The following is a 10,577-nucleotide window of genomic DNA, read 5'->3' as shown; positions in this document are numbered from 1 at the left end:
GTATGTGGTGCCTATTCACTCTGGTACTACGGTGCATACACCTTCTACGCCACAATCGGGCACTCTGAGAACTCACCCTTCTGCGCAAAGAGCGTCTCCGAAGGGCTTAACAGGCTCAGAGTAGGGGAACAAAAGGCTTGAACCTTTTGTTAACAGCCCGATTCTTGCTTGAGTTGTAGTAGCACCTCGTAATTCGTTCATAGACACATACTTTTTTACTGGAAGAAAAGACAAAAAAATAATAAGGATAAAGACGAGGATTGCCACGTCGCAATTCCTCTGAAAACTATGGAATAAAACGCTCCTCGCAACGCCACAAAACGGCGACAAGGCAAGGATAAAGACATAAAAGAAAAGCGTATGAGGTGTCTACTCACTCTGGTACTACGGTGCATACACCTTCTACGCCACAATCGGGCACTCTGAGAACTCACCCTTCTGCGCAAAGAGCGTCTCCGAAGGGCTTAACAGGCTCAGAGTAGGGGAACAAAAGGGCTGAACCTTTTGTTAACAGCCCCCCATTCCGTCTTTTGTAGTTTGTCTTGCGAGCTTTATCCGCCAAAGCCTTGGCGTAGGAGGGCGTTTTTTTGCGTGGCAATCTCGCCGTAGGCGGAAAAGGAATGGGGGTAAACAATAGTAGGGATAAAGACGAGGGTTGCCACGTAATTAGAAGGCATTCCTTGCAACGCCACAAAACGGTGCATAGCCAAATTTGGTAGAACAGTAGTTTTAAGAAGGAGTAAATTAATGAAAAATAAGAAAGGGTTCACTTTTATAGAACTTATGGCCGTTATTGTTATACTTGGGATACTTGCAATGGCTGTTATGCCAAAATTTTTTGGTAGAATTGATGAAGCCAGAGTAACGGCGGCTAAGGTGCAAATTAAGAATTTTGAGCAAGCGTTACGGCTTTTTAATCTTGATAACAGTTTTTATCCTAGCACTGAGCAAGGTTTACAATCTTTAATTGAAAAACCTGCAGTTGGTAGAATCCCAACAAAATGGAGAGAGGGCGGTTACCTTGAAAAAAATATGTTGCCACAAGACCCGTGGGGCAATGATTATTTATATTTAAGCCCTGGTAGAGCAGGCGAAGATTACGAAATTATCTCTTTGGGAAGTGATGGTAAAGAGGGAGGAGAAGGTTTTGATGCAGATATCTCGAGTTCTCAGATATAAGACTGGTTACACTTTTGTTGAACTTATGGTTGTTGTGATTATCATAGGATTTTTTTTTATCTTGCATTCCCCGCTCTAAAAGTTATAACTCCCCCTAAAGAAAACGAAAAACTTCTTGAAATAGTAGAAGCAATAGAAAATACACAGAGAAAAGCAGTTAAAAACAAGGAAGTTTTCTGCTTCTTTGTTGATTTTGATACAAATAGTTACCTTGGTAGAGAAAAAGAGCCTTCCGAAGACGACCTTGAAGAAACATCCGAAGAATATATTGTTTCTGATTTGGTCTTTATTAGTGGCAAAAATTCAAAGGAGAGTAAAACCCAGGGCGAACTAACTTTAAATATTTCATCCGAAGGTATAAAAGAGTTTGGAATGCTGACTCTGCTTGACCCAACAACTAACGAGTTTTACACCCTTTTTCTTAACCCATATTTTTCGTCGGTTGAAATTCTTCAAGGAGTGGTTGATTTCAATGAAAAATACCCTATTTAAGCAAGCGGGTTTTACTCTGCTTGAAATTATGATTTCAGTTACAATTTTTGGGATTGTTAGTATAGTTTGTTTAAACAGTTATATTTTATCAGCAAAACATATAAGTTTATTAAATGAGAACCAAAATAAAAACTTGTTAGCAAGATGGAAGATAGAAGAGTTAAGAATTGAGGCTCAAGAGATTGAGGATGATAAAGGTATTTTTCCACAACCATTTGAAAATTACGAATGGGAAATTTCTCTCTCTGATTTGGTTATAACAGATACAGAATATGAGGTTGAATATATTCCCTATAAACTTAAAATATTAAACGGTAAAAACGATTTTGAGGTTATAATGCCTTTTATTAAAACAAGTACGGGGGAGTCTCTTGAATAGATATAAAGGTTTTACGCTTGTGGAGATACTTCTTTCGACACTTATTATTTTTCTACTGTTTTCGCTTGCATATATGACTTTTTTTTCTATAAGCAGAACGACTGTTGATATGCGAAAGAGTATGAGAACCTCAGAAATATTGTTAAGGTCATTAAACAAGTTTTACCAGGAAAGTAAAGGTCTGTTATATGAGAAAGATTCAGAATTTTCATTTGAAACTAAAGAAGTTTCTTTTAAATATATGGACAAGGATATGCTTTACCCTTCTTTAGTGAAATATGTTGTTGAACCTACAAATGATGGAGATAGTTTAGTAAGGCAACAAAAAAATCTTTTAACTGATTACTTATTTACTATACCTGTATTGGAAGAATGCGAAAGTATCAACTTTATGTTTCACAATGGGGAGTCGTGGGAATATGTTTTGAGTGAAGAAGAAAAACTTGTGGCTATAGCCATTGAAATTGATTATGCAGGAAATAAACTCTTTTTTCCTGTAAAGTTGCCGGAAAATGAAAAGAAAATCTCAAAAAAATAGTGGCGTTATTCTTATCTTTGTTATGGTTATAGTTCTTGCTATTTCAACAATGGTTCTATTTTTTCAAAGTAGTTCAAAAGGGTATATATCTCTTTTTTCAAGTTCTTTAAAATCTGTTAATATGGATTATTTAGCTGAATCAGGTATTCAGATAGGGCAAGAGATAATAAAATTACAACAGCAACGTGAGTCAACATCAATATTAGCTGATAAAAATTGGCCTAAAGAAAAGATTTTTGAGTTGGAAGATTTAACATTATCTTTAACAATAAAAGACGAGAATGCTTGTATCAACCCAAACAAGATTTTTGGTGATGAAAAAGGGGAAATAGATACAAACCTGCAGAGGGTGTTTGATACTTTTTTTGTCGCAATGGGATATTCATCTGTCTTAAAAGATTCTCTTCTTGATTGGATAGATGAGGATGACATACCAAGACAAGATGGTGCTGAATCATTCTATTATCGCACTGAAGGTCTTTCTTACGCTCCTTCTAACAGGCACCTTTATTCGGAAAATGAGATTCTGCTTATAAGAGATTTTAATAAAGATATCTTATTTGGAAAAGAAGGTACTGATGAAGAAGAAGAAGTAAAAGGTTTAATAAATTTTATAAGTATCTTATCAGATGGTAAAATAAATGTAAACAGGTGTTTACCTGAAATATTGAATGCTATGGGTTTTACATCGGCAAATGTTGACGCAATTGTGACAGAAAGAGAAAGAAGACCTTTGGATGAAATAATTCTTTCAGGTATAAATAGAGAGGTGTACGAAAAAAATAGAAGTGTTATTACTTTTCAGAGCAACTATTACAGTATAACATCGAAAGTATCTAATGAGGAAGGGTATATTAAAGAAATCAAAGCGTACATTTATATAGACAATAAGAGTACACATATCTTGAGGTGGAATGTTATATGAAAAATTTAACTTTATATGTTCAAAGAGAATATATAATCTATTCCCATAACTCTAAAAGAGGGGTTGTGGATAAAAAGAGTATAGAATCCCTGATTAAAGAGATGAAGGGTGGCGTCTTAAATGTTATTGTTTCAAAACCAGATATATTGTTTAGAAGGCTTGAGTTTCCTTTTAAAAGCCAAAGAAAAATAAAGTTAGTGTTACCTCACGAACTTGAAGATGTTCTGCCAGAGCCTGCCTCAAACTTTTCTTTCTCTTTTGAGTTTCATAGGAATTCGAACGGAAAAACAGTTGTTAATATGATTGCCGTTAAGAATGAAATTTTAGATTATTGGAGAGAAGTTGCAGAAAAAAATAAGGTTAAACTTTTCTTCTTTTCTGATATGACTATTTTAAGTTCTTTGCTCAGGCGTTACACTTCAACAGAAGATAATATAGGTATGTTTGTTGCCCAGGATTATACCTTGGTAAATATTACAGAAAAGAGTCGATTAACAGGTTCATACTCGTATAATTTCTCTTTAGATGAATCTGATAAAGTTCAAGAGATGCTGAAAACTATTCTTTTTTCAAAGAAGATACCTCTATTTTTTCTTGGTTCACAAGAAATGAAAAATAGGTTTAAAAATATATTAACAGATGCAACCGAAATAAAACTTGCAACAGATGCTGAGGGGGTACAGATTATTCCTTCTCTTGTAAATAGTGGTATATTTAAACAGAGCTCGCTAAATTTGAGAAAAATTACAGTTAAAAATCGTGTACCTATCCATATTGTTCTATTTTTTCTTACCCTTTTAGTAGCATCTTTTATTGCTTTTACGCCTTATTTTAGATTATCTGAGGGAGAAGCGCATAGAGAACAAATTATTAATGAAATGAAAGAGAGGTTCCATCAGGCATGCCCTGAAGTTACAAGGATAGTTGACCCTCTTGTTCAAATAAAAGAAAAAATCATGGAAAAAACAACTAAATTAAGTGTTGTTTCAAACTATCCACCTATTTTAAAAGTAATGGCTGATGTTACAACTCTTTTCCCTGATAATCTAAATGTTGAAATTGAACATTTTTCTGTTGCAGCCAATACCTTAAACTTATTTGGTAGGGTAGACTCTCTTAAATCTTTAGAAGAAGTTAAATCTAATGCTATAGATTCAGAAAAGTTTACCAATGTGGTTATTGGAGCAATCTCTTTTGACGATAAAAATCGGGTAACTTTTAATATGACACTTGGGATAAAAGAATATGAATGATAAAAAAATGCTTATTCTTATAATAATATTTGTGTTTGTTTTTGAGTATAAATTTATCTATATGCCAGGTAGAAAAAAGCTTGAAACAGTTAATAAAATTGTTTCTCAAAAGCAATCTGATATGGAACTTTTAGAGAAACTCTGTTCTGAATATGAACTTACAAAAAAAAATGAAGAGGATACTTTATTAAAAACTGCCGACTCTGACTTCTCTCTTTTTTCATTTCTTGGCAAGATTATAGAGAAACAGAATCTTGAGAAGAACATTTCTTCTATTAAACCTTTACCTATAATAGAAAAAGAGTCTTTCCTTATAGAAAAGATTAGAATAAGTGTGGATAATGTAACTTTGCAACAGATATACGATTTTTTATATAGTATTGAAACCTCCCGGAATGCTATTTATGTACCTGAATATAGAATGAAAAGAAATAAAGAAAAAGAGTTTCTTCTTGGGGTGGAGATGGAACTTCTTTCTATAAGAGCAGTCGATAAACAATAACGTAATTTTAAATATGACAAAGATATATATAATAGACGGTAGTTCACTTGTTTACAGGTCGTTTCACGCTATAAGAGACTTAAAAACTTCTTATGGACAACCTACCAACGCTATCTATGGTTTTACAGTAACTCTTATCAAATTGCTTAAAGAGATAAAAACAGACCATATTGTTTTTGCTTTTGATGTTAAGGGTCCGACTATAAGACATAAAACCTTTTCTGAATATAAGGCAAATAGAAAACCTATGCCAGACGAACTTTCTGTTCAGGTGCCTATAATTAAAAAAATCTTAAACTTGTTTGGAATAAGTATTTTTGAGCAACAGGGTTACGAAGGTGACGATATCATTGCAAGTCTTGTTAAAAGAATTAAGTCTGAAAGTAACAGGATATACATAGTAACAGGTGATAAAGATATGCTTCAATTATTAGAGCAAGATATTTTTATTGTAAATCCTGGCGACGGTAGCATAATGGATAAAGAGAAGTTTAAGGTCGAGTATGGGGTTGAACCAAACAATGTGGTAGATATAATAGGTCTTGCAGGAGATAAGTCAGACAACATTCCCGGCCTTGTAGGGTTAGGTGAAAAGACGGCTCTTAAACTGATTAAAGAGTTTGGAGGTGTAAAAGAAATATTTGCTAATATAGACAACGTATCTCCTGAAAGGTTAAGGTTAAAGTTAAAAGAGGGAGAAGATACTGTTTATATGGGTATGCAACTTGGAAAATTGGTGGATGACATTGTTTTGGATGTATCTCTTAAAGATATTAAAATGGCTACACCTGATACAAGCGGGATATTAGAATTATTTGAAACTTTAGAGTTTAGAAACCTTTCTAAAAGTTTGAAGGGTTTAGATTTTATAAATGAAGAGAGTTATATTTGTGAAGATATGGTTGGGTTGTCCACTGGAGAGGTTGTTGCTTATGAAACAATTGTAAGTAATGTGGAGAGGTTTAAAGAAATTTGTGAGTCAGAAGAGATAGAAAAATGTGGATTTAATATTAAAGAGAAAATCATTGAATTAAAGAAAAAAGGGATAGATTTTAAGATGCCATTTTTTGATTTTATAATAGCAAAACATCTTACAGGTAAAGAAATATTTGAAAAAGATATATTTTCTTGTAGACGTAAGTATGAAAAGGTTCTTGAGGATTTAAAATTGAAAAAACTTTTTGATGAAGTAGAAACTCCTCTTGTAAAAACACTTGCTTGGATGCAAAGTAATGGTATAAAGATAGATGTAGATTTTTTGCAATTGTATAGTATAGATTTACAGAAAGAGATTGATATACTTCAAGATAAAATCTTTTTACTTGCTGGCGAAATATTTAATTTGAATTCTCCACAGCAACTGGCTACCATTCTATTTCAAAAACTCGGTATGCCGCCCGGCAGGAAAACAAAAACATCTTTTTCTACCGATAACTCTGTATTAAAAGAACTTTCAAACGACTATCCTATAGCGAATATGGTTTTGCAATATAGAGAAACATATAAGTTGAACTCAACATACATAAAAGGGTTGATTCCACATATTTCAAAGGAGACAGGTAGGATACACCCTGATTTTAGCCAAATATCAACCTCAACAGGGAGGTTGAGTTGTAGCAATCCTAATCTGCAAAATTTACCTATTAAGACTGAAAAAGGAAGCGAAATAAGGAGAGCGTTCACTGCCGAAGGTAACAATGTTTTATACTCTTTTGATTATAGTCAGATAGAATTACGGATTCTTGCCCATTTTTCGGAAGATAAATATCTAATTGACGCTTTTAATAAAGATAGAGATATACATCAGGAGGTATCTGATGCGCTATTTTCAGGTGAATCTCTATTTTCTGTACCTATACCAGAAGGTATCAAAGATTTTAGAAGGGTTGCTAAGACAATAAATTTTGGGATTATTTATGGGATGAGTTCTTTTGGGCTTGCTCAGGAGTTAAATATTTCAGTACCTGAAGCAGATACATTTATAAAAGAGTATTTTAACAGGTTTCCTAATGTTAAAGATTATATAAACAAGACTGTACAATTTGTAGAAAAAAACGGGTATGTTTCTACTATACTTAATCGTAGAAGATATATAAGCGAAGTTCAAAGCCAAGATAAACGGCAGAGAGAGTTTGGGAGGCGAGCGGCTGTAAATATGCCAATTCAAGGCTCTGCGGCCGATTTGATTAAAGTTGCTATGAACAATATATATAATTATTTTCATACCAATAATCTGAAAAGTAGAATGGTTTTACAGGTTCACGATGAGTTGCTTTTTGAGGTAGTGGCTGATGAAGAAAAAGAAGTGTACGAAAATGTAAAAAAATTGATGGAAGAGGTTATGGTTTTAAAAGTTCCATTAAAGACCGATGTTAAGAAAGGGTACAACTATCAGGATATGGTTCCTATAAAATAAATTTTTGTCAATGTGTCTTATTGACACTTACATAGTTAAAAGCATACAATAGTTGGGTTAGGTTATAACCGCTTCTTGTATAAAACACTTATAGTGAAGGAGATAAATGGTGATAAAAAAAAGTAATATAATTTTACTTACAATTTTAATTTTTTCTGTGAATGCTTTTGCTTATTGGGAATGGACTCCAAAAAGTAGAAAGTGGATCAACCCAAAATATGCAGTTAAAAGTACTCCCAAAGAACAATTTGAGTGGGCAGAAGAATTGAAAGCTGATGGAAACCTTGAAAAGGCAATAAATGAGCATAGAAAACTTTTGAAACATTTTTCTGATTCAGAATATGCTCCAGAATCTTGTTTTATGCTTGGTGAGTTGTACACACAACGTGGTGATACCAAAAAAGCTTTAAATTATTACGAAAGATTAACAAAAAACTATCCAGGTTCAGCAAGAGTTTTGGATGCTGTGAAAGCACAGTTAGATATGGCTGAAAAAAAAGTTGGTAAAACCTCTTTTCGTCTTTTAAGATTTAAGGAGAAAGATAAAGCCGAAGTTATAGCCGGAATATTAGAGGAGTATCCTTATATAAAAGAGGCAGATGAAAAATCTATTCAACTTGGGAAATTTTATATTGAAATGAAAGAGTATGTTAAAGCAAAAAACGTTTTACTTAATCTTATAGATAAAACTCTGAATCTATCAATAAGGGAAGAAGCCCACTACTTGCTTGTATGCTCTGAATATAGGGCTGTACCTTCAAAAACGAAAAGTGTTGAAGGTTTACAGAAAGTTAAAGTTAGAGCAGATGCTTTTATTGCTTCTTATAGTGATAGCAAGTATTTACAAGAGGTTTTAGATATAAGAAACAACCTATTAAATATTGAGGCAAAAAAATATTTTGATATAGCCTCCTATTATGAAAGAGTAGGAAAAACAAAATCTGCAGATTACTATTACAAAATAGTGGCTGAAAAATATCCGGATACTGATTATGGTAAGATTTCTTCTGAAAAGGTTGGTCCTGTCAATTAGTATAATTTTACTGATTAGCGGGTGTAGTTATAAATTTGTGAAAGGTGGGGACGTTTCTGTTTTTATAATACCAATACAGAACTCTACCCTTATGCCTCAGTTGGATATCTCATTGACTGAAGAGATTAAAAATATTTTTAATAAAAATCCAGGTTTCAACCTTGTTTATTCTAAAGAACAAGCAGATATCTCTATAAATATTGATGTAAAGAAGTTGGTAAGACGTCCTCTTTTTTATTCTAAAGGAGATATTTCTGAAGTTGTAAGTGGAAGATTTAGTGTAGAAGCAGAGGCTACTATTTATAAAAGAGGAGAAGAGGTGTCAAAAGATACGATTAAAGAAAGTTTAGCTTTTCCTCTTTCTGTTATATATAAAGAAGAAGATATGTTGAAGAATATATCTGAAAAATTTGCTAAAAGAATATATTTTTGGTTATTAGATAAATATGAAAACGAATAATTTTGAGGTAGGTATAACTTTAGGTGATTCAGAAAAATGGGAAAAAAAGGTAACCCAGTTAAGAACAAAATATAAAATCTCTGATTTTGATATTAAAACTCTTTTTGCGGAGGAAAAAAAGATTGATACTATTTTAGAAGAGATAGATTATCTTCCTGTTTTTTCTAAAAAAAGACTTCTTAATATAAAAAATTGTGAAAAATTAACAAAATCAGACTGCGAAAAATTAGAGATATATTTTAAGAATCCTCCGGAACATATATGTATATTGTTTGTAGGAATTGATATTAAAGCGCCTTTAAAAAAATATGTTGAAGATTCTGTTGAAGATAACAAGTTTGACTTATTTCCTCAGGTTTTTAAGTTAAAGAGAAAAGAGGATAGAAAAAAACTTATCTCATTATTGATGGAACAACTAAAATATAACGAAAGCGGATTTGCCCCAATAATAACTGCAGGTGAAATATACCTCAAAAATGTTTTACTTAACCAGAGAAGAAAAGATATAGAAACAATAAATAAATTTAAGATTCTGCATCAACTTGATTTTGACCTTAAAAGAGGGGTTCGTCATACTGGAGCAGAATTAGAAATGTTTCTTCATTACATCTTCAAGTAGATTTTTCGCTCTCAGTTTTGAATTTGTTTTGAAATTTTGCCAACCTACTTTTTTTCCTTGCTGCGGTATTTTTATGTATTACATTTTTACCTTTAGCTTTATCAAGCATTCTGAGGGCTTTTTTTACGTTTTCATCAGATTGTTCGGTCTGATCTAAAACAGCTGTTTTAGCTTTTTTTATTGCTGTTTTTATTCTTGTTTTTTCAAATTTGTTCCTTGCGCTTCTCTTCTCATCTTGTCTTTGTCGTTTTAATACACTTGCTTTTTTACCGGACATTATACCTCCTATACAGTACATATTTTTTAAAAATAAAATTTTCTATTGACTGATAAACACTTAAAGTTATAAGATATTACCATAAACTAAACCTTTTATCAAGATTTTTAGTCAAATTATAAGAATATGGAGAGTAAAAAAAAGACCGACTTTGATACCTGTTACAGAATGTATGCTCCCAAAATGTATGGTGTTGCTTTTAAGATGGTCAGCAATCACCACGATGCTTTGGATATAGTTCAGGAAAGTTTTATAAAAGCTTTTAATAATTGGGAAAAATTTCGAGGAGATGCAAAAATTTCAACCTGGCTATTTAGGATTACTCTTAACCAATCGTATGATTTTTTAAGAAAAAAACAGAAAGAGAGAAGCGTTGAGTTAGAAAAAGATGTTGAGGATATCAGAAGAGATTTTGGTGAATCGAAGATTATAAAAGAGGATGTTTGGAAACAGATAAAGAAAGAGATAGATGAATTGCCACCAAGACAGAAAGCAGTTTTTGTT

At 32.5% G+C, this 10,577-nt stretch carries 13 protein-coding genes; 12 read left to right on the top strand and 1 reads right to left on the bottom strand.

The window, feature by feature from the left end:
• Positions 1-747: 747 nt before the first annotated feature.
• The 11 genes from gspG to M0P98_07960 all read left to right on the top strand — a co-directional run bounded on the left by gspG (position 748) and on the right by M0P98_07960 (position 9,796).
• A complete protein-coding gene (gspG, locus tag M0P98_08010; GenBank protein ID MCK9266795.1) occupies positions 748-1,179 on the top strand; it encodes a type II secretion system major pseudopilin GspG in 432 nt (143 codons plus the stop codon).
• A 279-nt stretch (positions 1,180-1,458) separates the two neighbouring features.
• On the top strand, positions 1,459-1,671 hold the full coding sequence (locus M0P98_08005; protein ID MCK9266794.1) for a hypothetical protein: 213 nt from the start codon (positions 1,459-1,461) through the stop codon (positions 1,669-1,671).
• The gene (locus M0P98_08000) at positions 1,652-2,050 is read left to right on the top strand and encodes a prepilin-type N-terminal cleavage/methylation domain-containing protein (GenBank protein MCK9266793.1); all 399 of its coding nucleotides are present in this window, start codon (positions 1,652-1,654) and stop codon (positions 2,048-2,050) included. Before M0P98_08005 ends, M0P98_08000 begins: the two co-directional genes overlap by 20 nt.
• Positions 2,043-2,588 carry a prepilin-type N-terminal cleavage/methylation domain-containing protein gene (locus M0P98_07995; protein MCK9266792.1) on the top strand — a complete coding sequence of 182 codons (546 nt, stop codon included), beginning with the start codon at positions 2,043-2,045 and terminating at the stop codon, positions 2,586-2,588. The genes M0P98_08000 and M0P98_07995 overlap by 8 nt, the downstream gene beginning before the upstream one ends.
• Positions 2,563-3,513, top strand: coding sequence for a general secretion pathway protein GspK (locus M0P98_07990; protein MCK9266791.1), 951 nt, complete (start codon positions 2,563-2,565; stop codon positions 3,511-3,513). The genes M0P98_07995 and M0P98_07990 overlap by 26 nt, the downstream gene beginning before the upstream one ends.
• A complete protein-coding gene (locus M0P98_07985) occupies positions 3,510-4,766 on the top strand; it encodes a hypothetical protein (GenBank protein ID MCK9266790.1) in 1,257 nt (418 codons plus the stop codon). The genes M0P98_07990 and M0P98_07985 overlap by 4 nt, the downstream gene beginning before the upstream one ends.
• Positions 4,759-5,268 carry a hypothetical protein gene (locus M0P98_07980; GenBank protein MCK9266789.1) on the top strand — a complete coding sequence of 170 codons (510 nt, stop codon included), beginning with the start codon at positions 4,759-4,761 and terminating at the stop codon, positions 5,266-5,268. The genes M0P98_07985 and M0P98_07980 overlap by 8 nt, the downstream gene beginning before the upstream one ends.
• Before the next feature lie 13 nt (positions 5,269-5,281).
• On the top strand, positions 5,282-7,684 hold the full coding sequence (locus tag M0P98_07975) for a DNA polymerase I (protein ID MCK9266788.1): 2,403 nt from the start codon (positions 5,282-5,284) through the stop codon (positions 7,682-7,684).
• Positions 7,685-7,790: 106 nt separating this feature from the next.
• On the top strand, positions 7,791-8,717 hold the full coding sequence (bamD, locus tag M0P98_07970) for an outer membrane protein assembly factor BamD (GenBank protein MCK9266787.1): 927 nt from the start codon (positions 7,791-7,793) through the stop codon (positions 8,715-8,717).
• Positions 8,677-9,177 (top strand): hypothetical protein, encoded by a 501-nt coding sequence (locus tag M0P98_07965; protein ID MCK9266786.1) that lies wholly within the window; start codon positions 8,677-8,679, stop codon positions 9,175-9,177. Before bamD ends, M0P98_07965 begins: the two co-directional genes overlap by 41 nt.
• On the top strand, positions 9,164-9,796 hold the full coding sequence (locus M0P98_07960; GenBank protein MCK9266785.1) for a hypothetical protein: 633 nt from the start codon (positions 9,164-9,166) through the stop codon (positions 9,794-9,796). Before M0P98_07965 ends, M0P98_07960 begins: the two co-directional genes overlap by 14 nt.
• Here M0P98_07960 and rpsT read toward each other — a convergent pair.
• Positions 9,789-10,073 carry a 30S ribosomal protein S20 gene (gene rpsT / locus M0P98_07955; GenBank protein MCK9266784.1) on the bottom strand — a complete coding sequence of 95 codons (285 nt, stop codon included), beginning with the start codon at positions 10,071-10,073 and terminating at the stop codon, positions 9,789-9,791. The two genes, M0P98_07960 and rpsT, sit on opposite strands and share 8 nt — an antisense overlap.
• Positions 10,074-10,199: 126 nt before the next feature.
• Here rpsT and M0P98_07950 point away from each other — a divergent pair.
• A partial coding sequence (locus M0P98_07950; protein ID MCK9266783.1) for an RNA polymerase sigma factor occupies positions 10,200-10,577 on the top strand: 378 nt, incomplete at its 3' end.

The sequence above is a fragment of the bacterium genome (assembly GCA_023230585.1).
Classification (GTDB): Bacteria; Ratteibacteria; UBA8468; order B48-G9; family JAFGKM01; genus JALNXB01.
Note: the sequence above shows the minus strand (reverse complement) of the source record. Positions and strands in the feature narration are given on the sequence as shown.

Excerpts from the sequence above, each read along its gene's own strand:
- M0P98_07985 (MCK9266790.1), top strand. The coding sequence starts at position 3,510 with ATGAAAAATTTAACTTTATATGTTCAAAGAGAATATATAATCTATTCC.
- M0P98_07965 (MCK9266786.1), top strand. The coding sequence starts at position 8,677 with ATGGTAAGATTTCTTCTGAAAAGGTTGGTCCTGTCAATTAGTATAATT.
- bamD (MCK9266787.1), top strand. The coding sequence starts at position 7,791 with ATGGTGATAAAAAAAAGTAATATAATTTTACTTACAATTTTAATTTTT.
- rpsT (MCK9266784.1), bottom strand. The coding sequence starts at position 10,073 with ATGTCCGGTAAAAAAGCAAGTGTATTAAAACGACAAAGACAAGATGAG.
- M0P98_08000 (MCK9266793.1), top strand. The coding sequence starts at position 1,652 with ATGAAAAATACCCTATTTAAGCAAGCGGGTTTTACTCTGCTTGAAATT.
- M0P98_07990 (MCK9266791.1), top strand. The coding sequence starts at position 2,563 with ATGAAAAGAAAATCTCAAAAAAATAGTGGCGTTATTCTTATCTTTGTT.
- M0P98_07980 (MCK9266789.1), top strand. The coding sequence starts at position 4,759 with ATGAATGATAAAAAAATGCTTATTCTTATAATAATATTTGTGTTTGTT.
- M0P98_07975 (MCK9266788.1), top strand. The coding sequence starts at position 5,282 with ATGACAAAGATATATATAATAGACGGTAGTTCACTTGTTTACAGGTCG.
- M0P98_07960 (MCK9266785.1), top strand. The coding sequence starts at position 9,164 with ATGAAAACGAATAATTTTGAGGTAGGTATAACTTTAGGTGATTCAGAA.
- gspG (MCK9266795.1), top strand. The coding sequence starts at position 748 with ATGAAAAATAAGAAAGGGTTCACTTTTATAGAACTTATGGCCGTTATT.